The organism is Pelistega suis (genome assembly GCF_013133795.1).
In the GTDB taxonomy this organism is placed as follows: Bacteria; Pseudomonadota; Gammaproteobacteria; order Burkholderiales; family Burkholderiaceae_B; genus Taylorella; species Taylorella suis.
Genome location: NZ_JABGBN010000002.1, coordinates 1 through 25615 on the forward strand (window position 1 = coordinate 1; position 25615 = coordinate 25615).

Consider the following 25615-nt stretch of genomic DNA (forward strand, 5'->3'; position numbering starts at 1 on the left):
CCGAAAAGAAGGCACTCTCTTCGGGTTTTCGGTCTGTACTGAAATCAAGGTATTATTGGGAATCCCAGCTTAAATCATAGATACCGTAAGGAATTTTATTCTTTATTTAAAACTTTGCAACAGAACCGCTGCGCCAGCACCTGCTCAAACCATTTATGCGACTGCGCCAATGGCTGCACCTGTTGCGCCTGCCCCTGCACCCGTAGCGGCTGCGCCTGTTGCTGCGGCGGCTGCACCGTCAGCCCCTGCTGCGCGTGATTTGAGCCAAGCGCAAAAATCGCCTATGGTTGGCACGTTCTACCGCGCACCAAGCCCAAGCGCACCTGCGTTTGTGGAAGTAGGCGCAACGGTTAAAGCAGGCGACACGCTGTGCATTATTGAAGCCATGAAATTGATGAATGAAATTGAAGCCGAAAAATCAGGCGTGATTAAAGAAATTTTGGTGGAAAACGGTCAGCCTGTGGAATTTGGCGAACCTTTGTTTATTATTGAATAATACGTTTCAGGCTGCCTGAACATTCATAACCCATAAAATAAGGAAACAAGATGAACATTCAAAATCCGCAAATTCAATCATACGATTTTCTGCGTGGAATGTATGATGACGGCTATTTTCCCAATTTTTTGGTTGATAAATGCAAAGCCATTTTTTTGAATGTGTGCCAACGCATTGAACAAGAACAACCCGACAATTTAGACGCGCTGTATGCCATCACGCACGAAGCCACCGAGCAACTCAATGAATTGCAAGATGAATTTGATGAAAATGACAGCGAAATTGAAACAGTTGCGCGTGATTGTTTTGGCGAAACCATGGAATTTATTGCCCAAGCTTATGGTTTTGATGACGCAGATGGTGTAGAATTGATTGCCCCGCGTGATTGGTAAAATTATTTTTCAGGCTGCCTGAAAAGAAATTTATTTAGTAAAATCAAAGGATAATTTATGTTTAATAAGTTAAAAATCGGCACATTATTATTGCTGACATTAACGGCTTGTTCGCCCAATTCTGTTCATTCGGTAACGTCTAATCCGCAGCCTGCTAGTGCGCCTGTGCAACAATCAGCCACACAAGCCACCTTTCAACAGACTTTGGCGAATTTGGAACAGCAGTATCAAGCCCGAATTGGCGTTTATGTATGGGATACAGAAACGGGACATTCTTTGTCTTATCGTGCAGATGAACGCTTTGCTTATGCGTCCACTTTCAAGGCGTTGTTGGCTGGGGCGGTGTTGCAATCGCTGCCTGAAAAAGATTTAAATCGTACCATTTCATATAGCCAAAAAGATTTGGTTAGTTATTCTCCCGAAACCCAAAAATACGTTGGCAAAGGCATGACGATTGCCCAATTATGTGAAGCAGCCGTGCGGTTTAGCGACAACAGCGCGACCAATTTGCTGCTCAAAGAATTGGGTGGCGTGGAACAATATCAACGTATTTTGCGACAATTAGGCGATAACGTAACCCATGCCAATCGGCTAGAACCCGATTTAAATCAAGCCAAACCCAACGATATTCGTGATACGAGTACACCCAAACAAATGGCGATGAATTTAAATGCGTATTTATTGGGCAACACATTAACCGAATCGCAAAAAACGATTTTGTGGAATTGGTTGGACAATAACGCAACAGGCAATCCATTGATTCGCGCTGCTACGCCAACATCGTGGAAAGTGTACGATAAAAGCGGGGCGGGTAAATATGGTGTACGCAATGATATTGCGGTGGTTCGCATACCAAATCGCAAACCGATTGTGATGGCAATCATGAGTACGCAATTTACCGAAGAAGCCAAATTCAACAATAAATTAGTAGAAGATGCAGCAAAGCAAGTATTTCATACTTTACAGCTCAACTAACAAATTCATTTTGTTAGAAAAAGTGAAAATTTAGGCTTGAATTGTCAAACCAAGTGCACGGGGTACTAATTCAATAAAACGTGAGTAGCTTGGTAAGTCCGGAAAATCTTTTTTCATCATGCCTAGCATATGATGATAGTAAAACCCTTTAAATTGACGGTAACGTAATTGATGAAACAGTACCAATATAGTCATTATCTCTGGTACACTTATCTTGCATGCTCTTAATCGCTTTGTCCCATTTTCGATCAGCTGACGTTCAAATTGTGGTTTGAATGCTTGGTAAAAGTCGTCAATGTGGCAGTATAATTCGGTTAGGTTGTCCATGTAAGAAGTCCTTTTTGTTGAGTTTTTATTAGTACATTAACTTTAACAATTTTGGACTTCTTTTTTTTGCCTTTTTTGACCTGCTTATCCCGAACTCAGGTAGCTTTAGGTGTGGTTTTTCTTTGGTGAAAATAAGCGGTAATAAGCAACATAGCATAAAGTATTGCCCCCATCAGCCATAACAGACCATCCCAATAAGCGACGCTATAACTATAAATAAAGGCAAATAAAAGGGGACCAATGATCCCGGTAATATTGGTTAGGCTCACCAGAGTACCTTGTAATTTCCCTTGCGCATTATCATCGACAGATTTTGATAAATAACCTTGTAATGCGGGTTGCCCCATACCTCCTGCCGCTAAGCAAATTAATGCTGGTAAGATGACCCAAACGTGGCCTATCCACGCTAATAATAAACAGCCCATCATATCAATAGACATACTGATCATAATGGTGGTTTTTTCGCCCCATTTTTGTGCCAATTTCCCAGCGACAATCGCCTGAAAGAAAATATGTAATACACCCAGAACCGCCAAAGACATACCGATAGAAGTTGTGTTCCAATCAAAACGATATTGTGTAAACAGCACCCAGATGGTGGCAGGAATTTGCCCGATAAGCTGGATAATAAAATAGGTTGCTAACCAAAAGTAGAGGCTTTTCTTAAAAAAAACAGTGACTGTATTTGAGGCAGTTTGGTTTTCAGGTGTCCTATTGGCAACAAGCGCTTCTCTTTTTTGTGTTTCTCGGAAAAAGAGCAAAGAGAGTATTAATAATATCGAGTGTGAAATAGCGGCAAAAATAAATGGCATATGAGCACTGATATCACCTAATAATCCCCCTAGCATTGGGCCGATAATAAGGCCAACACCAAAAGCACCACCTAAGAAACCAAAATAGCGAGTTCGATTTTTAGCGGGAGTCACATCACTCATCGCTGATGCACATACGGCACCTGTTGCGCCTGTGATCCCCGCAATGATGCGCCCAATATAGAGCATCCAAAGTGTGGTTGAGAATGCCATTAAAAGATAGTCGAGTGCCGCGCCTAAAAGGGAAAACAGCAAGATGGGTTTTCTGCCGTATTTATCAGACAGTCGTCCTAGAATAGGAGCAAAAATAACCTGCATGGTAGCATAGAGCGCTAATAGCACACCGTAATGGGTTGCCAGTGAATTTTCACTGACAAATTCATTTAATAGAGTAGGGAGTACTGGCATGATAAGCCCGATACCAATGGCATCTAATACGGTGATCAGCAGTATAATAATAATTGATTTATTCATTGAGATCCTAAAAATCTATCAGTGATAGAGTGGGTGTAAAATATCTCTATCAGTGATAGATTGTCAAGGCTATTTTATTTTGAGGTAGGTAATGGCAAAGCTAGATAAAGAACAAGTTATTGATAATGCGTTGATTTTACTTAATGAAGTTGGTATTGAAGGATTAACAACGCGTAAGTTGTAGCTTTCGATCACTCCAGCTAAAGCCTTGTAATAGAGGGTGCGAAGCTTCTCCTGTAATTGCCATCGCACCAGCAAGAATAGATTGAAACCACCCCGTTGATCCCAATCCTGTTGATACAATAATGCCTGATGAAGATTGCACTTCTTCAGCGCCATTCCATTGCAAAATATACTGTGCGGAAGTGTGGCTTTTAGGGCCAATAAATAAGTCATTAACCGCTAATAAGGATTGACCATCATTGGTTGTTGCTTGTGCAAAAGTGACCGTTTTAAATGGCATTTTTTTATTAATGGTGTTAATAACTGTCTCTTTTAATTGCCCTATTTCAAAGGGTAATAATTTACCATCCCACCTTGATGGATCAGGATTTATGGCAATGATAGGCTGTCCATTAAGGTATTTCAGCGTAAGGTACATAATGTCGTTTCCATATCTGTAGACATATGCTCACCTTTTTTCCACTTGCTGATTTGCGTAGCAGACACTTTGAGTCTTTGGGCGAGCTCTTTTTGGGTGCAGTTAAAATGTTTTAAGGCTAACTCAATAAGATACGGATTAGACATATGGATACCAAAATAAAGTAAATTTTATAAATTATTTACTTTATTTTAAAAAATGTCAACCTAGTATCAGTAAGCAGGATTTTCTGTTGAAATGCAAAAACTCCCACAAGCATTCACGCCTGTGGGAGTTACAACAGATTTAAACTATATCAAGCAGATATTTTTCTTAATAAAGTTTCTTCGACAATTTTAATTTGATAATCTCGTTATCATCAGCTAATTTGGCATTGCGACCAGAAGAGCCGGGGAAGTTATTGTCATTGAGTACAGTGATGGTTTCGGCATCTTCAAGCACAATATCTTCAATGGTAAAAAATGGGAAGGTAAACGGATTGCCTGTACCAATATCACTATCACGAGCCGCGCCATATAAACTGTCAGGGTTTTGGATATCCATTAAATCTACGAGGTCTTCGCGTTGTACGGCTTGACCATTTTCACCTAATTTAATCCAGATGAGCTTCTTATAGTTGGCTTTTGTATTTTCGGCATTATCACGTTCGATAATGATACCGGTTTCATTGTCAATCAATTGGAAGTCACCGATAGCGTCAGCCTTATCGGCTAAATCAAAGAGGTAGTATTTTCCTGTATAGGCTTTTTTCTCAATATCAAATTGTGAGATGATGAGCTGCTTTTTATCCGCATTTTTTAAGGGTTTTTCAAGCAGTGGGTATAGGAACTTACCATCTTTGGATAATGCCATTCCTTCAAAGCCACCGCTTTGTTGTACGAGTGGTTCGACTTGATTTTGTGCATTTAATTGATTGTGTGGTGAGCGTAACTCTTGACCTGTTTGGTATGGATTAGGTAGAGGGATGGGGGCGTCGATAAGCACGCCGTCTTTATCAAAGTGTAATAAAAAAGGACCGAATTCTTCGCCTACCCAATAAGTACCGTCTGCTGCGCGTTGGATAGACTCGGGGTCAAAATCGGCGCCAGTTAAGAGGCGCTCTGGGGTATTTTGATTAACAATATCAAAAGTAATCAGTTTGTTAGGGTCGCGTAACTGGATAAAGTTGAGTACATCTACTTTACCACTACCACCTGTAGCTGTACGGAATTCAGGTTTAATTTGATAGATTCGCAATAAGAAGTCGGCTGAGTTGTCTTGTGTACCAAAGCCATTGTCGGCTAGCACGGTATAGGTAGCATCTGCATTTTTTAATGCACCAGAGAAACAGTGTGCTAGGGCTTGCTGCTATAGTTGGTGTGCTGATAAGAGTTGCGATAAGAGCAGAGAATAAGTGCTTTTTCATCATAGATTCAAATGACAAGTGGTTGAAAAGCACTCATTCTAGGGAGGATATATTACAAAATCATAACAATCTACTCAATATTCTGCGCTTGTTCACGAAGTTGTTCGACTAGTAGTTTGAGGTCAATGACTGATTGGGTAATCTCAATAGCCGTTGATTTTGAACCTAATGTATTGATTTCTCGGTTCATTTCTTGAAATAGGAAATCTAAGCGTTTACCGAGACTTTGTTTGTTTTTGGTTTTTGGGACATGGTCTAACTGGCTTTCTGTTTTGAGTAGATTTGCTAATTCTTTTTGGTGAGAATCTAAGCGGTCTAATTCTTCGGCGACATCAATACGTAAGCTGAACAAGGCGCTTTCTGAAGCAATACGAGCGCTGAGCTCTTCGCCTTTAATTTGTTCAAAGCCATGAGGTGCTACGGTTTCTAGTGTCTCACGCAATTTACGAGCGAGTTTTTCGCGATACTCTTCGTGTACGCTAGGAAGCTTAGCTCGAACAACAGAGAGAATGTTGTGGATATCGTTAACATAGCCGAGCATTGTGTCGGCTAAGCGTTTGCCTTCGCGTGCACGTGCAATAATAAAGCTATCTAGTGCCTGATCCGCAGTGCTTAAGCAAAGCTGTGCCCATTGTTCAGTGCTTTCATCATTTTTAAGGTTTTGCTTTTGGTGGCTGAGATTGATGAGTTCTTGTAGCGATGGGGCTTGCGTATCAGCGATAATGTTTTTAGCTTGTTGATATTGGATATTCAATGCTTGCAGCAGTTCTGCATCGAGGCGGATATCATCAATGGTTTTGGTTTTATTGAGGCTAACACGAATTTCTACTTTGCCACGATTAATACGGTTGCTAATTAATTCGCGTAAATTACCCTCAATAGCACGTAATTCATCAGGGATACGGAAGTGTAAATCTAAAAAACGATTATTGACGCTTTTTAATTCGACCGTCAGTTGTCCTAAGGAATGTTCGTTTTGTTGGCTTGCAAAAGCCGTCATGCTGTATATCATCAAATGCTCTTTTATGGAATTTTGAATTTAATCATGAAATAGATGGCTAAAGGGCTAGTCGCCACTTTCCTCTATCGTTTACAATTTAGTGATATTTTACTTGAAGGCTTAACTGATATGAACAATTTTTCTCGTCCTAGTGCACGTCAAGCGAATCAATTGCGTGAAGTCAAGGTGCAAAGAGGCTATACCCCTTATGCTGAGGGTTCTGTATTAATTCAAGTTGGCAATACGCATGTATTGTGTAATGCTAGTGTGTTAGAAAAAGTCCCTCCATTTTTAAAGGACTCAGGGCAAGGTTGGGTAACCGCTGAATATGGTATGTTGCCGCGTGCGACACATACTCGCTCGGATCGTGAAGCAGCAAAAGGTAAACAATCAGGACGCACACAAGAAATTCAACGTCTGATTGGACGTAGTCTACGTGCAATTATTGATTTGGAAAAATTAGGTCCTCGTACTATCCACCTTGATTGTGATGTTATTCAGGCAGATGGCGGTACGCGTTGTGCCAGTATTACAGGAGCATGGATTGCCTTACGTGATGCGGTTCAGAAACTATTAGACCAAGGTGTTTTGACAGAAAATCCGATTAAGGATAATGTGGCTGCGATTTCTGTAGGTATGGTGGATGGTCATGCTGTATTGGATTTGGACTATGCTGAAGACTCTAACTGTGATGCAGACATGAATATTGTGATGACAGGAAAAGGGCATTTTGTTGAGGTTCAGGGTACTGCTGAAGGGCAAACATTTGCACGTCAGGATTTAGATAATTTATTGCAATTGGCAGAGCAAGGGATTGCTCAACTAGTCGCTATCCAAAACGCCTAATATAAATACAAACTAAGCATTTTACCATATGTGCATTATATAATTGATGTATGTTTATATTATGTGTAAAAGCTATTAAAAATATGGATAAAAAGTATGCAAAAAATTGTATTAGCCTCAAATAATAAAGGCAAGTTAGCAGAGTTCCAGCAGTTATTTGCACCATTAGGTGTCGAGTTAATTAATCAGGGTGCTTTAGGAGTGGGAGAGTGTGAAGAGCCTTATTTCACTTTTTTAGAAAATGCGTTGACCAAAGCACGCTTTGCCAGTCAAGCGACGGGGCTACCGGCTATTGCGGATGACTCTGGTCTGGTTGTGCCTGCATTAGGTGGTGCGCCGGGGGTATTGTCTGCACGTTATGCACAGACCCAAGGGGGTGAAAAGTCTGATAGTGCGAATAATGCTTATCTTCTTAAAGCCCTTGAAAATATTGCTGATAGACGAGGTTTCTATGTGGCATGTTTAGTGTTTGTGCGTCATGCTGATGACCCTTGTCCTATTGTGGCACAAGCTTTTTGGTCTGGTGAAATTGCAAGAGAAGCCCGTGGTGAATATGGTTTTGGCTATGACCCATATTTCTATTTACCCGATTTAGGCAAAACAGCGGCAGAGTTGTTGCCTGAACAGAAAAATAGCATTAGTCATCGTGGTCAAGCCTTACAAAAATTACTTGCTGAGTTAAAAGCTTATGTCTGATAAAAGCATTCCTATTGCATTGGAAGTACCTGAAGTCAAGCGTCATGGTAGCAAAAGTCTATTGACGCTTAATCCTTTGCAAAAGGGGATTCAATTCACGCAACCATTGCCACCATTGTCGATTTATATTCATGTGCCTTGGTGTGTGAAGAAATGTCCTTATTGCGATTTTAATTCACATGCTTTACAGGGAGAAATTCCTGAAGAGGCGTATCTGGCAGCATTGGAACAGGATTTAATTAGTGTTCTACCGTCAGTTTGGGGCAGAGCGATTCATACTGTTTTTATCGGTGGTGGGACCCCCAGTTTATTATCCGCCAGAGCCATCGATAGAATGCTGACGATGTTGCGTAACCTCTTTAATCTCGCTCCCGGTACTGAGGTAACCATGGAAGCGAATCCAGGAACAGTAGAAGCGAGTCGTTTTGCAGATTATGCAGCGTCTGGCGTGACGCGTGTTTCCTTGGGGATTCAGAGTTTTGATGATGAGAGCTTAAAGCGACTGGGTCGTATTCATGATAGTGCACAGGCAAAGGCAGCGATTGAAATAGCTCAGAAATCCTTTAGTCGTGTGAATTTGGATCTGATGTATGCCTTGCCATATCAGACGTTGGCGGTGTGTCGTCAGGAAATTCAGACAGCGCTCTCATTTGGGACAGAGCATTTGTCCTTGTATAACCTCACGATGGAACCGAATACGGTTTTTGCGAAATATCCTCCAGAGGGCTTGCCTGATGATGATTTAGCAGGGGATTTACAAGACTTATTAATCGAGATGACCGCTGCTGCTGGATTTGAGCAATATGAAGTATCGGCTTATGCTAAAAACCATGCTTATTGCCAGCATAATCTCAACTATTGGGAATTTGGTGACTATATTGGCGTTGGGCCCGGCGCTCACGGTAAGATTTCTTCACATAATCAAATTCATCGTACTGCTCGCGTGAAAAATCCCGAAAGCTGGATGCAAAAAGTACCATTAGGAGAGCAGCTCGCTGAAAACCGCTATTTGCAAGTTGAGGAGTTGCCTTTTGAGTTTATGCTCAATGCTCTACGTCTTAAGCAAGGTGTCCCGACGCATTATTTTGCGGATCGTTGTGGTACGAATTTAAGCGTGATGACATCAATGATTGATGAAGCGGTACGTCTTGGTCTATTAGATAAAGACCCTAGCCGCTTAAAAGCAAGCGAGCTAGGGTGGCGCTATTTAAATGATTTACAAGAGATTTTTTTATCTCACGCGTAATTCAAGAGCGTAATTCAATAGTGGGAGCCTTATTGCAAGGTTCCCATTTTGCCGCTGTGATAATCACTATACGCTTGTTGTAAGCGTTCTACGGTATCCATCACAAATGGGCCATCAAATAGGATAGGACCTTCGGCAGGTTCACCGCCGAGTAGGGCAAGTTCGACTGGCTCTTCAGCAGCTTGTAGCACGACCTCATCACCATCACTGAGGATAGCAAGACCTTCTACGCCAAGTGTTTGACCTTCACCGATAGCTAATTTGCCTTTGGTCACATAAATGCCAAGTTCTTGGGCTGGTACAGTAAGACGTAACTGACCATGAGCAGGCAAACTAATATAAGCAAAGGTGTTTTCCGTAATAGTGGCTAGCGGACCTTTTACACCGTCTACCGTACCTGCAATCACACGAATTTGTGCACCGTCTTTTTCAAAAACGGGAATTTCTTCTTTGCGATACGAACGATAAGCAGGGTCTAGCATTTTTTTGCTAGGAGGTAAGCTTGTCCATAACTGTAGTCCATGGCGAGGAGCAGTCGGTTGTTCGGCATGGATAATGCCTTTGCCAGCACAGATCCATTGTGCATCACCTGCATTAATCGTATCTTTAAAGCCAAAGCTATCACGATGAGCAACACCGCCATCAATAATATAGCTAATCACTTCAATCCCTGCGTGAGGATGAGGACGATCACCAATCCCACGTAAGCCTTTGTGGCTGTAGTGGTCAATAAAGACATAAGGACCTAAGGAATAGCGTTGAGGGAGGGGTAAAGCTCTCCAAAGTAAGATATCACCATTATCAACGGCTTTGTCCGCAGCATAAATTGTTGTTATTGATCGAATTGACATAAAAAACTCCTTGTTATGTTTTTTTCATTTATGTCTTTCTTATATGGAGGGAGGAAGAGGTAATTCAATGGATTGGTAACTGAATGTAATAAATGCATAAAAATGGTGCAAAATCACCAATGTGGTGCATTAATTTTTAATTTTGAACTAAAATGGTGCATTGGTTGAGTAATAAAAGTGCGAATTCCCCTATTTTTAGGGGTTAAAAAGTTGGCACGATTATTGCTTAAGGAAAGGCAAGAGTGTTTTTCTTTAAGAGAAAGACTGAACCATATAGGTAATGATTTTTAGGAGAAATCAACATGGCAAACGCAAATGACGTTTTAAAATTAATGAGCGAAAATGAAGTTAAATTCGTAGACTTTCGCTTTACAGATACTTTAGGTAAAGAACACCATATGACGGTACCTGCTCATCAAGTCGATGAGGATAAGTTTGAGTCAGGTCAACCGTTTGACGGTTCTTCATTAGCAGGTTGGAAGGGTATCGAAGCTTCTGATATGTTATTAGTACCAGACGCAGGTACAGCTCGTATGGATCCATTCCGTGAAGAGCCAACATTAATTTTAACGTGTGATGTGGTTGAGCCATCTGATTTAAAAGGTTATGACCGTGACCCACGTTCTTTAGCTCGCCGTGCAGAAGCTTACTTAAAATCTTCTGGTATCGGTGATACAGCATTCTTCGGTCCAGAGCCAGAGTTCTTCGTATTTGATGGCATTGCTTGGGGCGATGATATGTACAATCGCTTTGTGAAAATCTACTCTGACGAAGCAGCGTCTGCCTCAGCTTTAGAAAATGATGGTCGCAATCATGGTCACCGTCCACGCGTAAAAGGTGGTTATGTTCCTGTATCGCCAGTGGATTCTTTCAGTGATATGCGTTCTGAAATGTGCTTAGTATTAGAGCAACAAGGCGTACCTGTTGAGATTCATCACCATGAAGTGGCGAATGCGGGTCAATTAGAAATCGGTACAAAATTCTCTACATTAGTACAACGTGCTGACTGGAACCAAATCTTAAAGTACACCATCCACAACGTAGCACATATGTACGGTAAGACAGCAACATTTATGCCAAAACCAATCGTTGGTGATAACGGTTCTGGTATGCATGTACACCAATCTATCTGGAAAGATGGTCAAAACCTATTTGCAGGTAATGGCTATGCAGGTTTATCTGAAACAGCGCTTTATTACATCGGCGGTATTATCAAACACGCTCGTGCATTAAATGCGATCACTAACCCAGGTACGAACTCTTACAAACGTTTAGTCCCTCACTTTGAAGCACCAGTGAAATTAGCGTACTCTGCGCGTAACCGTTCTGCTTCTATCCGTATTCCGTACACAAGCAATCCAAAAGGTCGCCGTATCGAAGCACGTTTCCCAGATCCATTAGCAAACCCATACTTAGCCTTCTCAGCATTGTTAATGGCTGGTTTAGATGGTATCCAAAACAAAATTCATCCAGGTGATCCAGCAGATAAAAACTTATACGACTTACCACCAGAAGAAGACAAAAAAGTACCAACAGTGGCTTCTTCATTAGAGCAAGCCTTAGAAGCATTAGATGCTGATCGTGAGTTCTTAACGCGTGGTGGCGTGTTCAGCAATGATATGTTAGATGCGTATATCGAGTTGAAGATGCAAGAGGTTAACCGCTTACGTATGACAACTCACCCAGTAGAGTTTGATTTGTATTACTCGCTATAAATATTAAATGGAAGTTCAACTTTAGGCAGGAGGCCAAAAATGCAAAACACATTGATGACTTCTGCCCAAGGTTGGCAGTCATTTGATTTACTCCTGACTTGCATGGTCGTTGCAGACCGTGCAGGTCGAATTGAGTGGGTCAATATCGCAACTCAACATCTTTTTGAGCGTTCTCGTCGTTCATTCCAAGAGTTTTCTTTAGAAAGCTTATTTGAGGATAAAGAGAACTTTCAAAAAGCGTTTGAGACTATCGTCAATCAACGTGCTATGTCAGTCACCTTTGTGGGGGTTATTGCGAAGTTAGATGATGCGGTTTTAGTCAGTGCTAGTCTACATATGGATAATGATAGGGTGATAATGGAATTACATCCTATTGATCAACAAACGCTATCTGAGCGTAGTATTCGTCTAGCCAGAGAGATTGAAATTTATCAAGAGACCTTTCGCAATCTTGCTCATGAAGTGAAAAATCCTCTTGGTGGAATTAGAGGTGCAGCTCAGTTGCTGGATATGGAATTGGACAATCCTGCCCAAAGAGAGTACACGCAATTGATTGCAGCTGAGGTAGACCGTTTACAGCAGTTGGTAGATAGGTTGATTCGCCCTGCTCAAGCAGGTTTGCAAAGAACAATGTTCAATATTCACGAAGTATGTGAACGAGTTTATACCTTGATGCGAGCGGAGTATCAAGACAAATTATCTATCATTCGTGATTATGATGCCTCCTTACCAGAAATCTGTGCAGATAGAGAGAAAATTGTACAAATCTATCTCAATATTTGTCGCAATGCAGCTCAGGCATTATTGGGGGCGCCTGAGATTAAATCGCCGACGATTACCTTAAAGACTCGCATTAAAAGTCGTCAGTTTTTATTGGATAAAGTTTACCGCCAAGTATTGGTGATTTCTGTGATTGATAATGGTCCGGGTATTCCTAACCATATTGTCGATAGAGTATTTCATCCTTTGGTGACGGGTAGACCTGAGGGGACAGGCTTAGGCTTAAGCTTAGCACAAGAGTTAGCACGGCAACATAAGGGTGTCATTGAGTTTGATAGCTATCCGGGCCGTACTGAGTTTAGGATTTTATTACCCTTGGAGGAAGTATGAGTAAAATTTGGATCGTAGATGATGACCAAAGTATCCGTTGGGTATTAGATCGAGCTTTACAAAAAGTGAATTTATATGCGCGGTTTTTTGAACGAGCAGAGGATTTACTATCGGCCTTAGCGACAGATAAGCCAGATGTTCTGATGACAGATATCCGTATGGGAGGGATGTCAGGTCTAGAGTTATTGAAAAAAGTCAAAACAAAGTATCCTAAAATTGTCGTGATTGTGATGACTGCCTTTACTGATTTGGATAGTACGGTCACGGCTTTTCAAGACGGTGCTTTTGATTATTTACCTAAGCCTTTTGATATTAATGAGGCGATTACGCTGATTCAACGGGCTTGTGATCATAGTGCGGCATTGAGTTATGAGCCGCCAGAAGAGGAGCAAGAAGTAACGCCTCAGCCAGAATTTAAACGTATGATGACGCAATCGCATTCTAAGGCAATGCAAGAGGTGTTTCGTGCGATTGGTCGATTAGCACCGTCTAAAGTGACGGTATTGATTACGGGTGAATCAGGCTCAGGTAAGGAATTAATTGCACGTGCTGTGCATGAGCATGGTAGTCGTGCACATAAACCTTTCGTGGCGATTAATGCAGCCGCTATTCCAAAGGATTTATTAGAGGCTGAATTATTTGGTCATGAACGTGGTGCTTTTACAGGGGCGACTCAGTTACGTAAAGGACGTTTTGAGGAGGCAAATGGGGGAACGTTATTTCTAGATGAAATCGGTGATATGCCGCTGGATTTGCAAACTCGACTTTTACGTGTATTGGCCGAAGGAAGTTTCTATCGTATTGGTGGAACGCAAGCGGTTCATGTTGATGTGCGTATTATTGCAGCGACTCACCAGCCTTTAGAAACACGCGTAGAACAAGGAGTATTTCGTGAGGACTTATTCCACCGTTTGAATGTGATTCGTTTGCGTATTCCACCTTTGCGTGAGCGTAAAGATGATATCCCTCAGCTTTGTCAGTATTTCTTGCAAATGTCGGCAGCAAGTTTAGGAGTGCAAGCTAAATTGCTCACACCCGAAGTGGTGGATGTCCTAAAGAGCTTTGATTATCCTGGTAATGTGCGTCAATTAGAGAACTTTTGTCATTGGCTAACGGTGATGTCTCCTGCGGCGGTGATTACGTTAGATGATTTGCCACATGAATTGCTAGAAAGTCTTAATAGTCAGGTAAGTACGCCGAGTATCAATGTGGGAAGTCAGGAGGTGTTATCCACGACGCTATCTCTGAATCATACCGCACCAGTAGAGCAATCTGCTTTTTCTTGGACTGATGGCTTGCGAGAGGATGTGTTGCGTCGATTAGCAGCTAATGAGGAACATGTGATGGATGACCTTTACAAGGTTTTTGAAAAGGTCGTTTTAGAGGCAGCCCTAGATGAATGTCGTGGTCGTAAAATTGAAGCCGCAACACGTTTAGGGATTGGGCGTAATACGGTTACACGTAAATTAAAAGAGTTGGGTATTTCCTAGTACTGCCTTTTAACCTTTACTTGTTTATTGATTTTATTTCAATAGATGAGGTACAGAGGTAATCAGCATGGTGAGTCCTGAGAATGTCAATAGCGTGAGGACAATCTGACGAAAGCGTTGCTGACTAATGCCGAGGTACATACGTGTGCCAAAATAAGAGGTAATCACCACGATGGGCGATACTATCAAGAAAGTAGAAATCATCTCCGTGGTGATGACACCTTTGCCAATATAGCTCATAAAGATAACAACAAGCATGGCAAAGTTAAAATTCTGAATGATGGAGCGCTGAGTATCACGATCAAAACCACGTAGCGTACACCAGAGGGTGGGTAATGTCCCCGTAAAGCCACCTAAACCGCCCATAATACCACCTCCTAGACCTGCTATCCCATCAAAAAAACGGCTGCTTTGGGTAATTTTAGGGATACGGTCAGCAAATAGCATAAAAGGACACCAAAGAATGAGAAAGGTGCCTAAGACGGTTTTAAACTTATAAATATCGAGTAAAGGAAGTAAGTAAACACCGATAGGGATACCACAAAGACCGCCAAGAATAAAGGGGAAAATAAGCTTTAGATTAAAGCCTCGTCGTACCGTAAAGGCTGCTACGATTTGACCAGTTAAACCACCTACCACCGAAAGTGCAGCTGCTAGCTTTGGGTCAATGACCCATGCCCAAAAAGACATTGCGACCAAACCAAAACCAAAACCAGAAAGCCCTTGAGAAAAACCCGCTACTATTGCACCGAGTGCGATAAGAAAGGTAACACTATCCATTATCAAACAATTATTCTTTAAAACGTATAAAGTCGTAGCTTAACAAGTTTAAGGTTTAAATAAAATACAGATTAACCACTAGGGTGTAGGTTGAAAGCGATTCACTCAATCGATTTTTTACGCTCAACAAATACCTAGGCATAAAATTTGCTAGAATGAAAGCTGTTTTGTCAAAGGAGTATAAGATGAGTCAGAAAACGATTATTAACACAGATAAAGCCCCAGCAGCAATTGGTCCATACTCACAAGCGGTTATAGCACCAGCAGGTAAGACTGTTTTTTTATCAGGTCAAATTGGTTTAAATCCAAGTACAGGTGAGTTGGTTTCTGATAATGTGGAAGAGCAAGTGCGTCAAGCTTTTAGTAATATGACAGAAGTGATTAAAGCGGCGGGTGGTAGCTTAGAGAGTATTGTGAAGCTAACGCTTTTTGTTACGGATTTGAAGAACTTTGGGATTGTGAACTCAGTAATGGCAGAATTAATTCCAGAGCCATTTCCAGCACGCTCTACGGTAGAGGTGAGTGGTCTGCCTAAAGGAGGGCTTTTTGAAGTAGAAGCCGTTATCGTTATTTAAGTGAGTTGCTAGAGCGCAATGAGTACAACAAAATCCGCACCTAAATCTCCTAAAAAAGTTTCGTCATCTCAGGAAAAGATGGCGGCTTTGGGACTGGTGTCGGATTTTGATTTTGCCCTACATTTGCCTTTACGTTATGAAGATGAAACACAAATTCATACGGTAGACTCACTTTATCCGGGACAGTCAGCACAATTAGAGGGTGTGGTTGAGAATGTCGCGGTTAATTTTGCACACCGCAAACAATTGACGGCGACTTTTCGTGATGCAACAGGCAAATTAAGTTTACGTTGGATTCATTATTATCCTAGCCAAAAAGCCCAACTGGAAAAAGCAGGTCTTATCCGTATTCGCGGAGAGGTTCGTGGTAGTAGTATGTGGGGATTTGAAATCATTCATCCCAAGGTGAGTAAGGCAGGAGAAACGTTACCGGACACATTGACACCGATATATCCGAGTACGGAGGGATTGACTCAGCCCGTTTTGCGTAAATCTATTCTGGCGGCGCTATCGCGTGTGCAGCTCCATGATAGTGTTCCAGTCGCCATTCAACAAAAATATGCTTTACCTTCGTTTAGTCAATCGATTCATACTTTGCATAACCCTAATTTAGGTGAAGATACACATAGCCTTATGGATAAAACTCATCCAGCATGGGAGCGGGTGAAATTTGATGAATTATTGGCTCAGCAAATTGCCTTACATTTGGCAAGAGAAGCCAGAGCAAAGTTGCATGCACCTAAGCTTAGTGTTGAGAATTCTACGCTTTATCAACGGGTTCTTAATACGTTTGGTTTGCCGTTAACCAAGGCACAAGAATGTGTCCTTGCTGAAATCAAGCAAGACTTACAACGCTCATTTCCTATGCATCGCTTATTACAAGGTGATGTAGGCAGTGGAAAAACGATAGTGGCAGCGTTGACTGCTGCTATGGTATTGCAAAATGGCTTGCAGGTAGCCATTATGGCACCGACAGAGATTCTCGCCGAACAGCATTATCTCAAAATGCAAAAATGGTTTGCGGATAAAGAGATTAATGTCGTCTGGTTATCAGGTAGTTTAAAGGCAAAAGAAAAACGTGAGGTACAAGCGAAAATTCAATCAGGAGAGGCGCATCTTGTGATTGGTACACAGGCATTAATCCAAAAAGGAGTAGAGTTCGCTCATTTGGGATTGATGATTGTGGATGAGCAACATCGTTTTGGTGTAGGGCAACGGTTAAGCTTAAGTAAAAAGGGCGAAGATACACAACACGATATTATCCCCCATCAGTTGAGCATGAGTGCAACACCGATTCCACGGACGTTAGCCATGAGCTATTTGGCGGATTTAGATGTATCTGTCATTGATGAATTGCCTCCGGGGCGGACACCTATTTCCACGCGTTTAATGGTGAATGACCGTCGAGATGAGTTATTAGCGCGTTTAGGTATCGATTGCGCGAGTGGTAAACAAGCGTATTGGGTTTGCCCTTTGGTAGAGGAAAGTGAGGCACTTCAGTTGCAGACGGCGGTGGATACCCATCACTATATCCAAGAAAAATTACCGCATTTACGTGTTGGTTTGTTGCATGGTCGCATGCATGCAGATGAGAAAGCAGCGGTGATGCAAGCCTTTGCCACCCATCAAATCGATATTTTGGTCGCAACGACGGTTATTGAGGTAGGGGTCGATGTGCCTAATGCTAGTATTATGGTGATAGAGCATGCGGAGCGGTTTGGTTTGGCGCAATTACATCAATTGCGTGGACGTGTAGGACGAGGAGAGGCGGCTTCGGTTTGTGTGCTGTTGTATCAGAATCCTTTATCTGAAACTGCCAAATTTAGACTAAAAGCATTGTACGAAACAAATGATGGTTTTGAGATTGCACGTCGTGATTTAGAGCAACGTGGTCCGGGAGAGTTTCTTGGCTTACGCCAATCGGGTGAGCAAATGTTGCGTTTTGCTGATATTGAATTAGACAGTGAGACTTTGGATAATGCACGAGAGGCTGCAGTCGTGATGTTAAATGACTATCCTCAAGCATCTCTAGAGCATATGCAACGTTGGATAAAAGGTCGAGAGGATTATTTACGGTCTTGACAAGTTGGCTCTAAATGAACAGTTGTTAAAACTATTCTGTAAAACATAGTCTGTGGATGTGAAAAAAGATAATAGCAGACAGCTAACAGCACTTAAAAAATAGTCAGAAACTATATCTATCATAAATTTTTTTAATGATGTTGTCACATAAAGACTTTATAAGTCGTGTCTTCATATTACAATAAGGCGAATTATTCTGAAAAGAGAAGTCTTATGACCTTGATTGAATTAAAGTATGTCATAGCAGTTGCTCGCGAACGTCATTTTGGTCGAGCCGCAGAGGCTTGTTTTGTGAGCCAGCCGACTTTATCGGTAGCGATTAAAAAGCTCGAAGAAGAATTAGGCGTGGCAATTTTTGAACGTGGTGGTACCGAGGTGGCGATTACGCCGATTGGACAGCGGATTGTCTCTCAGGCACAAAAGGTATTAGAGGCGAGTGCACATATTAAGGAAATCGCTCGTCAGGGGCATGATCCATTAGACGGTCCATTGCGAGTTGGGGTCATCCATACCATTGGTCCTTATCTTTTGCCTAAATTGGTGCGTAAGCAATTAGAATTAACACCACAAATGCCTTTGATTTTACAAGAGAATTTTACGGTTCGCTTATTGGAATTATTGCGCTTGGGTGAGATTGATTGTGCAATTATGGCCTTGCCTTTGCCTGATTCAGGATTAGAGATTGTTCCCTTATATCATGAGGATTTTGTGGCAGCAGTGCCAGTCAATCATCCATGGGCGGAGCTGAATACGCTAAGAACAGAGGATTTAAAACAAGAAACGATGTTGCTATTGGGGACAGGGCATTGTTTCCGCGATCAGGTATTGGAAGTATGTCCTGAGATGTCACGCTTTTCTTCGAGCGAAGAGGGTGTGCAGCGTTCGGTAGAGGGTTCTTCTCTAGAAACGATTCGTCATATGGTAGCAGCAGGTTTAGGAATTACTTTATTACCTAAGAGTGCTATTCCAGAGAACTATGCGGATGAGAAGTCACCACTTGTTAAATATATTGCACTAGACGAGCCAGCCCCATTTCGTGAGGTGGTACTTGTGTGGAGACGTAGTTTTACCCGTTTACCTGCTATAGATGCTTTAGTTAAAGCAATTAAAGCCAGTGGCGTAACGGGCGTGGTAATGGTCTAATATCAAAGGCAAGTCTTAACAAGCTCTGCGATAGCTGTATCGTTAGGATTGGCTTGTTTGAGTGTAATTGTTCCTGATAGCTCGCCAGTTGGTGCAGAGATTTCGTAAGTAGCGATAGGTTTATTGGCTTCGGTACCCGGAATTTTGCCGTTGTAGAGAGCGTCAGCTATCATGGTTAGGCTAGCGGCGGGATATTGTGTTTTGAGCTGAGTATCGACACAAGCAGCGAGGTGCTTGGTAAGTTTATTCGACTTGGCGGCACTAATTGTTGTAGTGAGCCCAGTATGTTCGGTTGACGGTAAATCGACAGTACTACAAGCCGTAAGACTTGTTAATAGTAGTATTCCCAGTAAAGCACGTTTAGCCATAGCGCAGTCCTTTTATTTTCTAATTGGTGAATCCATATGGATTTTATCACCTATTGTAATCCCTTTTTGGCTAAACCATCCTTGATTGACCTCAAGAGCGAACATGGCGGGCTGTGTAGAACAGACGGATGTTTCATCATGAGGTTGTAAATCAAAAATATCGAAAATCTCTCCCTGAGAATTGATATAAGCAATCGAGAGAGGGATAGAGGTATTTTTCATCCAAAAACAGCGAGGTTGTTCATCTTGGAATACAAAAAGCATGCCCGCTTCCTGTGGTAAAGATTGGCGGAACATCAGTCCTCGTGCACGAGTTTTATTATTATCAACTACTTCCGTGTAAACCTTATGGTTATTAATGCTAAGGGTGCTTTGATAAGGAAGTTTGCTTGATAAATTGGCCGTTAATAAGGTATTTGGTAAAGAGGTAGACCCCATTAACCAGAAACTACTCGTGCTGACGATAAGAAACTTGCTAAGTGATGATTTGCTTAGTAAGTGTTGAAAAATATACTTCAAGATAAAAACCATTAATTTGCTATTTGTGACTTCATTTTATAGACTGTTCCGCTAAATGTCCTATAAAAAATAAAGACTTAACATAATTTAATGGTAATGTTTGTAATATACCACTAACGGTTAAGTCTTTGTTTTAAATGGTTTTATAAAAAAGCAATCGCTGATGCTATTTATGCTGCCGTGATGTTTAATGCTAATTTGCCTTTGGGGCCATCAGCCAACTCAAAGCTTACGCGCTGCCCCTCTTTAAGGGTCTTAAAACCTTCCATTTGGATAGCAGAAAAGTGAGCAAAAAGATCATCTGTACTGCCATCTGGCGTAATAAATCCGAATCCCTTGGCATCATTGAACCATTTCACTGTGCCTTGTTGCTTCACTGGGGTTGTTGTGTTGTCAGACATCATCTCTCCTCACTGGTAATACAAAATATGACTGATTTTTACAATTTTTACATATGATGCGATGAAAACAAAAGAGTGTCAATCCATGAAACTACTAATATGACATCAAAAAAGCGATTAATGCGTTGCTTGTTCAGGAGTAAAAGTTGTTATACTTAGTGAATAATTGATTTCTAGACTAGTGATTTATGTCAACTTCTACGATTACGGAAAACCAACAATCTGCACAGGTACGAGTACCACCTCGTTATGTTGTTGTGCTATTAAATGATGATTATACGCCGATGGATTTTGTGGTGAGTGTATTGCAAATGTTCTTTAATAAAACAGAAGATGAAGCCACCCAGATAATGTTAGAAGTCCATTACAAAGGCAAAGGCATTTGTGGTACTTATACCAGAGATATTGCCGCCACTAAAGTAGCACAAGTTAATCAGTTTTCTCGAGAACATCAACATCCCTTACTGTGTAAGATGGAGCAGGCATAACATGCCGTTTAAGCAGTTAGCTATTTAGGGCTAGCACGAGGAGTATAGAATACATATGATTTCCCCCGAATTAGAGTTTACGATTCAAAAAGCCTTTATGATGGCAAGAGCTTCTAGACATGAGTTTTTGACGGTAGAGCATTTATTATTAGCGCTATTGGATAATGCCTCAGCTAAACGTGTGCTAGAGGGGTGTGAGGCGGATTTAGCAAGTTTACATAAGAAACTAGATGATTTTATTCGTCAAAATACGCCTGTTGTTCCCGAAGACGAAGTGGCAGATGAGAGTGACGTGGATACTCAACCGACATTAGGCTTTCAGCGGGTAATTCAACGAGCAGTGATTAGTCTTGCTGATAAGGTGCAGCGAGGAGAGGGGGTCGAAGGCTCTCATATTCTCGTCTCTATTTTCTCTGAAAAAGACTCCGATGCCGTATTTTTCCTAGAGGAACAAGGGATTACGCGTCTGAAAGTGACGCAATTTATTTCGCATGGTCCAGCTACAGAGAAAGCCACGAGCGAAGAAACTAAAGATACCAACACGCAAAATCCAACAGAAAAAAAATCAGCGTTAGAGCAATATACCGTCAATTACAACCAGCTAGCTGCCGAAGGTAAAGTGGATCCTTTAATTGGACGAGATGCCGAACTAGAACGTGTGATTCAAGTATTATGCCGTCGTCGGAAGAATAATCCCTTGCTTGTTGGTGAGGCAGGGGTGGGCAAGACAGCGATTGCAGAGGGCTTGGCCTTAAAAATAGTTCAGAAAGAAGTGCCGGCTATCTTAAGTGAGGCTGTTGTTTATGGTTTGGATATTGGTGTTTTATTAGCAGGGACAAAGTTCCGAGGCGATTTTGAGCAACGATTAAAAAACTTACTTAAAGAAATCGAGACAAAACCGAATACCATTTTATTTGTTGATGAAATTCATACTATTATCGGTGCTGGTTCGACCTCGGGAGGATCGATGGATGCCTCCAATCTCTTAAAACCAGCTTTATCTTCAGGACGCTTGCGCTGCATGGGAGCGACAACGTATAAGGAGTATCGTGGCATTTTTGAAAAAGACCATGCTTTATCGCGTCGTTTTCAAAAAGTAGATATTGTCGAACCGAGCATTGAAGATACGGTAGCTATTCTAAAAGGCTTGAAATCACGCTTTGAAGAACATCATCAGGTAGCGTATGATGTGGAAGCCTTAGAAGCAGCAGCGGAGTTATCTGCACGTTATATGAATGATCGTCATTTACCTGATAAAGCAATTGATGTTATTGATGAGGCAGGCGCTGCACAGCGCTTAGTCCCCGAAGATAAGCGCAAATCTCAAATTACTAAGGCAGAAATTGAAACTATCATTAGCAAAATGGCGCGTATTCCAGCACAGACGGTTTCAACAGATGATATTAATAAACTATCGACCTTAGAGCGTGATTTAAAAACCTTGGTATTTGGTCAAAATCAGGCGATTGAAGCGCTCACTTCGGTGATTAAAATGTCGCGTTCAGGCTTAGGTAAAACCGATAAACCGATTGGCTCCTTCTTATTTTCAGGTCCTACTGGTGTCGGCAAAACAGAAGTGGCTAAACAACTGGCTAAGATTCTTGGCGTAGAGCTTATTCGTTTTGATATGTCTGAGTATATGGAGCGCCATGCGGTATCTCGTTTGATTGGGGCACCACCCGGCTATGTGGGCTTTGATCAAGGGGGCTTACTCACAGAGGCCATTACTAAAAACCCACATGCTGTTTTATTGCTGGATGAAATAGAAAAAGCGCATCCTGATATCTTTAATATCCTTTTACAGGTGATGGATAACGGTAGTCTGACGGATAATAATGGACGTAAAGCAGATTTTCGTAATGTGGTGATTATTATGACTACCAATGCCGGCGCACAGCTATTAAATACGAAGTCGATTGGGTTTAATAATAGTCGCCAAGCTGGTGATGAGATGGTGGAAATTAAGCGACTCTTTACACCAGAGTTTAGAAATCGTTTGGACGCGATTATTCCGTTTGCTCCGTTGAATCAGGAGATTATTTTACGAGTTGTCGATAAGTTCCTCCTTGAGCTAGAGCAACAATTACAAGCTAAACGTGTAGAAGCGACTTTCTCAGATAAACTGAGAGAGCATTTGGCTGCCAAAGGTTTTGACCCATTAATGGGAGCTAGACCTATGCAGCGACTTATTCAAGATATGATTCGTAAAGCCTTGGCAGAAGAGTTATTGTTTGGTCGTTTGACAGACGGTGGAGTAGTGGCGGTTGATGTGGATGATAAGGGTGAGTTAGTGTTGGATTTTCAGCCTGATTATCAGTCTACTAAAGAGACTACTGCAGTTATTGATACGGAATAAGTTGCAGGATGAAATTGTTTAAATATATACTGTATTGAGCATTGATTAATCGTTTAAATTTTAACTATAAAGAAGGCATTATGAAAAAATTACGCACAGCATTACTTGCTACTCTATGTATCCCAGCCTTAGCCTCTGCCGAATTGGTGGTAGGGGTTGATTTGTCTTCAACAGGACCTGCGGCAGCGATTGGGATTCAATCGCAAAATGCGATTAATTTATGGCCTGATACATTAGGTGGAGAGAAAGTCCGTTATATTATTTTAGATGACGGTTCGGACGTTAGCCGTGCGGTTAAAAATGCACGTAAATTAACATTAGAAGATAAGGCAGACTTGTTAGTCGGTCCTAATTTGACGGCCTCAGCATTGGCGATTTTAGATGTTTTGCGCGAGACAGAAACACCCATGATTGCCTTAGCGGCTAACGGTGTTATCGTACAAAACCCTGACGGCACTCAAGCTTCTGCTGATCCTGCGCGCCGTTGGGCATTTAAAATGCCTCAAAACGATATTTTAATGGCGAATGTTATCGTTGAAGATATGGTGAAAAAAGGCTACAAAAAAATCGCCTTTATTGGATTCTCAGACTCTTATGGTGATGGCTGGTGGGCAGAGTTTAATAAAGCAGCGGGTGATAAACTGGAGGTTGTCGCACGTGAGGCGTATCAACGGACGGATACGACGGTTGCTGGTCAAGTATTAAAGTTATTAGCGGCTAAACCAGATGCTATTTTAATTGCAGGCGCAGGGACTCCCGCTGTATTGCCAGCACGTACTTTGCATGAGCGTGGCTATACTGGACCTGTTTATCAAACGCATGGTATTGGTACATTAGAATTCCTCCAAATTGGTGGTAAAGCCGTAGAGGGCACTTTGTTCCCGACTGGACCGGGTGTTGTGGCACGTGGCCTACCTGATAGCAATCCTGTAAAAAAAGTTGCTTTAGATTTTACAGAAAAGTATGAAGCAAAATATGGTGCTAATACGGCAACACAATTTGCAGGTGATGCTTATGGTGCGTGGGTATTGGCAGATCAGGCGGTGGCGCGTGCTTTAAAATCAGGTGCTAAACCGGGTACAGTAGAGTTCCGTCGTACTCTTCGTGACGAAATCGAGAAAACCAGTGAGTTGGTTGTGCCTAATGGTGTATTTAATATTACTCCTCAAGACCACCAAGGTTTTGATAGCCGAGCGGCAGTATTAGGTACGATTAAAGACGGTAAGTTTGAATATGCGGGTGACTAATTGCTTTAATAGGGCATAGATTTTAGCACTATCAAGCGTAAAACATAGGACTTTGGATAAGTCGTATGTTAGTACATTGGCAGAAACAACGACAAAAATGGCTTGTCAATATACATTGACAAGCCATTTTTTATATGAACAGAGTGACTATACTGCCTTCATACGACAGACTATCGCTGAGAGGACGGTTTATTCAATTTTAGCTTTGGCGGTTTCTACGATTGTCTTGTATTTCGCTAATTCACGTTCAGCAAACGCTTTAAACTCAGCAGCAGAGGCTGGCTTAACATCAGACCCCATGTTTTGCAATTGCTTTTTTACTGAGTCGTCGTTCATTGCTGCTGCGTAAGCTTCATTGAGCTTATTGATGACGGCGTCAGGTGTGCCTGCTGGCGCGACAATACCAAACCATGTACCAATATCAAAGTCTTTTACGCCAAGCTCTTCGAGCGTAGCTAAATCGGGTAAGAATGCTGAGCGCTTATTGGTGCTGACAGCGAGAGCTTTTACCTTATCTGCTTCAATGAGTGATTTTGCCGAGGCAAGATTATCAAACATCACTTGCGCTTGGTTAGCTAATAGGGCAAGTTTGGCTGGATTAGCACCTTGGAATGGTGCATGTACCATTTCCAAACCGAGCTTTGCTTTAAGAAGTTCACCCGCTAAGTGTCCTGCACTACCATTACCGCCAGAAGCGTAGTTGAGTTTACCCGGATTAGCTTTGATATAGTCAAAAAGTCCTTGGGCAGTCGTGATTTTTTCTGCGTCGGCAAATTCCTTGTTAATGACAAGAACATTGGGTACATCAGAAACGAGAATCACAGGCGCAAAGTCTTTACTGGCATCAAAAGGCATATTGCTATAGACCCATGGGTTAATCGCCATTGTGGCTACGGCTCCCATGGCCAGGGTATGGCCATCTGCTTTTTCTTTTAGCATGGTACTAATACCAATATTGCCACCAGCACCGGCTTTATTTTCAACGACGACAGGTTGTCCTAATGTTTTTTCTACTTTTTCACCCAGTAAACGGGCAACATTATCTAGTGGACCGCCAGCAGCATAGGGCACAATAAAGCGGATAGGCTGTTGTGGAAATGCTTCTGCAGCGATAGCAGGGCTAGAAAGTGTAAATAAAGCAGTTGTTGCTGCAAGCAGTAGTTTCTGCGTAAATTTCATAGAAGATATCCTTCTGACGATTGATAAAAAATTCTTTCGTA

25 protein-coding genes and 3 pseudogenes are annotated in these 25615 nt (G+C 41.8%); 16 read left to right on the forward strand and 12 right to left on the reverse strand.

Annotated elements, in window-relative coordinates; translation table 11 throughout:
- The first annotated feature begins 97 nt into the window (after nt 1–97).
- Genes accB through HKX39_RS03295 form a run of 3 tightly spaced genes read left to right on the forward strand, consistent with a single transcriptional unit; the run spans nt 98 to nt 1863 of the window.
- Nucleotides 98–496 (forward strand): acetyl-CoA carboxylase biotin carboxyl carrier protein, encoded by a 399-nt coding sequence (gene accB, locus HKX39_RS03285; RefSeq protein ID WP_343043416.1) that lies wholly within the window; start codon nt 98–100, stop codon nt 494–496.
- A gap of 50 nt (nt 497–546) precedes the next feature.
- Entirely contained in the window at nt 547–888 is a 342-nt protein-coding gene (locus tag HKX39_RS03290) for a DUF5713 family protein (RefSeq protein ID WP_075592508.1), read from the forward strand.
- A 57-nt stretch (nt 889–945) separates the two neighbouring features.
- The gene (locus HKX39_RS03295) at nt 946–1863 is read left to right on the forward strand and encodes a broad-spectrum class A beta-lactamase ROB-10 (RefSeq protein WP_116743769.1); all 918 of its coding nucleotides are present in this window, start codon (nt 946–948) and stop codon (nt 1861–1863) included.
- 51 nt (nt 1864–1914) lie between these two features.
- Here the strand turns inward: HKX39_RS03295 and HKX39_RS03300 are convergent.
- Nucleotides 1915–2190 (reverse strand): annotated as a pseudogene (locus tag HKX39_RS03300) (IS982 family transposase); the annotation flags it as partial.
- 95 nt (nt 2191–2285) lie between these two features.
- The gene (gene tet(H) / locus HKX39_RS03305) at nt 2286–3476 is read right to left on the reverse strand and encodes a tetracycline efflux MFS transporter Tet(H) (RefSeq protein ID WP_171679907.1); all 1191 of its coding nucleotides are present in this window, start codon (nt 3474–3476) and stop codon (nt 2286–2288) included.
- A 91-nt stretch (nt 3477–3567) separates the two neighbouring features.
- On the opposite strand from tet(H), the pseudogene HKX39_RS03310 reads away from it, so the two are divergent.
- A pseudogene (locus tag HKX39_RS03310) lies at nt 3568–3657 on the forward strand (TetR family transcriptional regulator); the annotation flags it as partial.
- Here HKX39_RS03310 and HKX39_RS03315 read toward each other — a convergent pair.
- The 4 genes and pseudogenes from HKX39_RS03315 to HKX39_RS03330 all read right to left on the reverse strand — a co-directional run bounded on the left by HKX39_RS03315 (nt 3640) and on the right by HKX39_RS03330 (nt 6494).
- Nucleotides 3640–4077 carry a hypothetical protein gene (locus tag HKX39_RS03315; protein WP_216605035.1) on the reverse strand — a complete coding sequence of 146 codons (438 nt, stop codon included), beginning with the start codon at nt 4075–4077 and terminating at the stop codon, nt 3640–3642. The pseudogene HKX39_RS03310 and the gene HKX39_RS03315 overlap by 18 nt on opposite strands.
- Nucleotides 4062–4223, reverse strand: coding sequence for a helix-turn-helix domain-containing protein (locus HKX39_RS03320; RefSeq protein WP_171679908.1), 162 nt, complete (start codon nt 4221–4223; stop codon nt 4062–4064). The genes HKX39_RS03315 and HKX39_RS03320 overlap by 16 nt, the downstream gene beginning before the upstream one ends.
- A gap of 166 nt (nt 4224–4389) precedes the next feature.
- Nucleotides 4390–5391 (reverse strand): annotated as a pseudogene (locus tag HKX39_RS03325) (esterase-like activity of phytase family protein); the annotation flags it as partial.
- Nucleotides 5392–5552: 161 nt separating this feature from the next.
- On the reverse strand, nt 5553–6494 hold the full coding sequence (locus tag HKX39_RS03330) for a YicC/YloC family endoribonuclease (protein ID WP_171679910.1): 942 nt from the start codon (nt 6492–6494) through the stop codon (nt 5553–5555).
- Between the two features lie 117 nt (nt 6495–6611).
- Between HKX39_RS03330 and rph the strand changes: the two genes are divergently transcribed.
- From rph to hemW, 3 genes are all read left to right on the forward strand, one after another.
- Entirely contained in the window at nt 6612–7328 is a 717-nt protein-coding gene (gene rph, locus HKX39_RS03335; RefSeq protein WP_171680258.1) for a ribonuclease PH, read from the forward strand.
- Between the two features lie 96 nt (nt 7329–7424).
- Nucleotides 7425–8024 carry an RdgB/HAM1 family non-canonical purine NTP pyrophosphatase gene (gene rdgB / locus HKX39_RS03340; RefSeq protein WP_171679911.1) on the forward strand — a complete coding sequence of 200 codons (600 nt, stop codon included), beginning with the start codon at nt 7425–7427 and terminating at the stop codon, nt 8022–8024.
- On the forward strand, nt 8017–9270 hold the full coding sequence (gene hemW, locus HKX39_RS03345) for a radical SAM family heme chaperone HemW (protein WP_171679912.1): 1254 nt from the start codon (nt 8017–8019) through the stop codon (nt 9268–9270). Before rdgB ends, hemW begins: the two co-directional genes overlap by 8 nt.
- 29 nt (nt 9271–9299) lie before the next feature.
- On the opposite strand, the gene HKX39_RS03350 is transcribed toward hemW, so the two are convergent.
- Nucleotides 9300–10121, reverse strand: a complete 822-nt coding sequence (locus HKX39_RS03350; protein WP_171679913.1) for a pirin family protein — start codon at nt 10119–10121, stop codon at nt 9300–9302.
- A 302-nt stretch (nt 10122–10423) separates the two neighbouring features.
- Between HKX39_RS03350 and glnA the strand changes: the two genes are divergently transcribed.
- The 3 genes from glnA to ntrC are packed head-to-tail and all read left to right on the forward strand — an operon-like array spanning nt 10424 to nt 14436.
- Nucleotides 10424–11836, forward strand: a complete 1413-nt coding sequence (glnA, locus tag HKX39_RS03355) for a type I glutamate--ammonia ligase (protein WP_171679914.1) — start codon at nt 10424–10426, stop codon at nt 11834–11836.
- Nucleotides 11837–11875: 39 nt separating this feature from the next.
- Nucleotides 11876–12946, forward strand: coding sequence for a nitrogen regulation protein NR(II) (glnL, locus tag HKX39_RS03360; RefSeq protein ID WP_246226011.1), 1071 nt, complete (start codon nt 11876–11878; stop codon nt 12944–12946).
- Complete coding sequence (ntrC, locus tag HKX39_RS03365) at nt 12943–14436, forward strand: nitrogen regulation protein NR(I) (RefSeq protein ID WP_171679915.1); 1494 nt, start codon at nt 12943–12945, stop codon at nt 14434–14436. Before glnL ends, ntrC begins: the two co-directional genes overlap by 4 nt.
- A 33-nt stretch (nt 14437–14469) precedes the next feature.
- On the opposite strand, the gene HKX39_RS03370 is transcribed toward ntrC, so the two are convergent.
- The gene (locus tag HKX39_RS03370) at nt 14470–15216 is read right to left on the reverse strand and encodes a sulfite exporter TauE/SafE family protein (RefSeq protein WP_171679916.1); all 747 of its coding nucleotides are present in this window, start codon (nt 15214–15216) and stop codon (nt 14470–14472) included.
- Nucleotides 15217–15401: 185 nt separating this feature from the next.
- Here HKX39_RS03370 and HKX39_RS03375 point away from each other — a divergent pair, with 185 nt between their 5' ends.
- The 3 genes from HKX39_RS03375 (at nt 15402) to HKX39_RS03385 (ending at nt 19016) form a co-directional block, all read left to right on the forward strand.
- On the forward strand, nt 15402–15791 hold the full coding sequence (locus tag HKX39_RS03375; RefSeq protein ID WP_171679917.1) for a Rid family detoxifying hydrolase: 390 nt from the start codon (nt 15402–15404) through the stop codon (nt 15789–15791).
- 18 nt (nt 15792–15809) lie between these two features.
- Nucleotides 15810–17873, forward strand: a complete 2064-nt coding sequence (gene recG / locus HKX39_RS03380; protein ID WP_171679918.1) for an ATP-dependent DNA helicase RecG — start codon at nt 15810–15812, stop codon at nt 17871–17873.
- Nucleotides 17874–18086: 213 nt separating this feature from the next.
- Nucleotides 18087–19016: a LysR substrate-binding domain-containing protein gene (locus tag HKX39_RS03385; RefSeq protein ID WP_171679919.1), complete on the forward strand. Its 930-nt coding sequence runs from the start codon at nt 18087–18089 to the stop codon at nt 19014–19016.
- A gap of 2 nt (nt 19017–19018) precedes the next feature.
- Here HKX39_RS03385 and HKX39_RS03390 read toward each other — a convergent pair whose 3' ends face one another.
- The 3 genes from HKX39_RS03390 to HKX39_RS03400 form a co-directional block, all read right to left on the reverse strand.
- Nucleotides 19019–19384, reverse strand: a complete 366-nt coding sequence (locus tag HKX39_RS03390) for a hypothetical protein (RefSeq protein ID WP_171679920.1) — start codon at nt 19382–19384, stop codon at nt 19019–19021.
- A gap of 12 nt (nt 19385–19396) precedes the next feature.
- Nucleotides 19397–19903: a DUF192 domain-containing protein gene (locus tag HKX39_RS03395; RefSeq protein WP_246226013.1), complete on the reverse strand. Its 507-nt coding sequence runs from the start codon at nt 19901–19903 to the stop codon at nt 19397–19399.
- Between the two features lie 170 nt (nt 19904–20073).
- Entirely contained in the window at nt 20074–20304 is a 231-nt protein-coding gene (locus tag HKX39_RS03400) for a cold-shock protein (protein ID WP_171679921.1), read from the reverse strand.
- Nucleotides 20305–20492: 188 nt separating this feature from the next.
- Between HKX39_RS03400 and clpS the strand changes: the two genes are divergently transcribed.
- The 3 genes from clpS (at nt 20493) to HKX39_RS03415 (ending at nt 24395) form a co-directional block, all read left to right on the forward strand.
- The gene (clpS, locus tag HKX39_RS03405; RefSeq protein ID WP_171679922.1) at nt 20493–20792 is read left to right on the forward strand and encodes an ATP-dependent Clp protease adapter ClpS; all 300 of its coding nucleotides are present in this window, start codon (nt 20493–20495) and stop codon (nt 20790–20792) included.
- Nucleotides 20793–20847: 55 nt separating this feature from the next.
- Nucleotides 20848–23148: an ATP-dependent Clp protease ATP-binding subunit ClpA gene (clpA, locus tag HKX39_RS03410; RefSeq protein WP_171679923.1), complete on the forward strand. Its 2301-nt coding sequence runs from the start codon at nt 20848–20850 to the stop codon at nt 23146–23148.
- A gap of 80 nt (nt 23149–23228) precedes the next feature.
- Nucleotides 23229–24395: an ABC transporter substrate-binding protein gene (locus tag HKX39_RS03415; RefSeq protein WP_171679924.1), complete on the forward strand. Its 1167-nt coding sequence runs from the start codon at nt 23229–23231 to the stop codon at nt 24393–24395.
- Nucleotides 24396–24584: 189 nt separating this feature from the next.
- On the opposite strand, the gene HKX39_RS03420 is transcribed toward HKX39_RS03415, so the two are convergent.
- Entirely contained in the window at nt 24585–25574 is a 990-nt protein-coding gene (locus HKX39_RS03420) for a Bug family tripartite tricarboxylate transporter substrate binding protein (RefSeq protein WP_171679925.1), read from the reverse strand.
- Between the last annotated feature and the right edge of the window lie 41 nt (nt 25575–25615).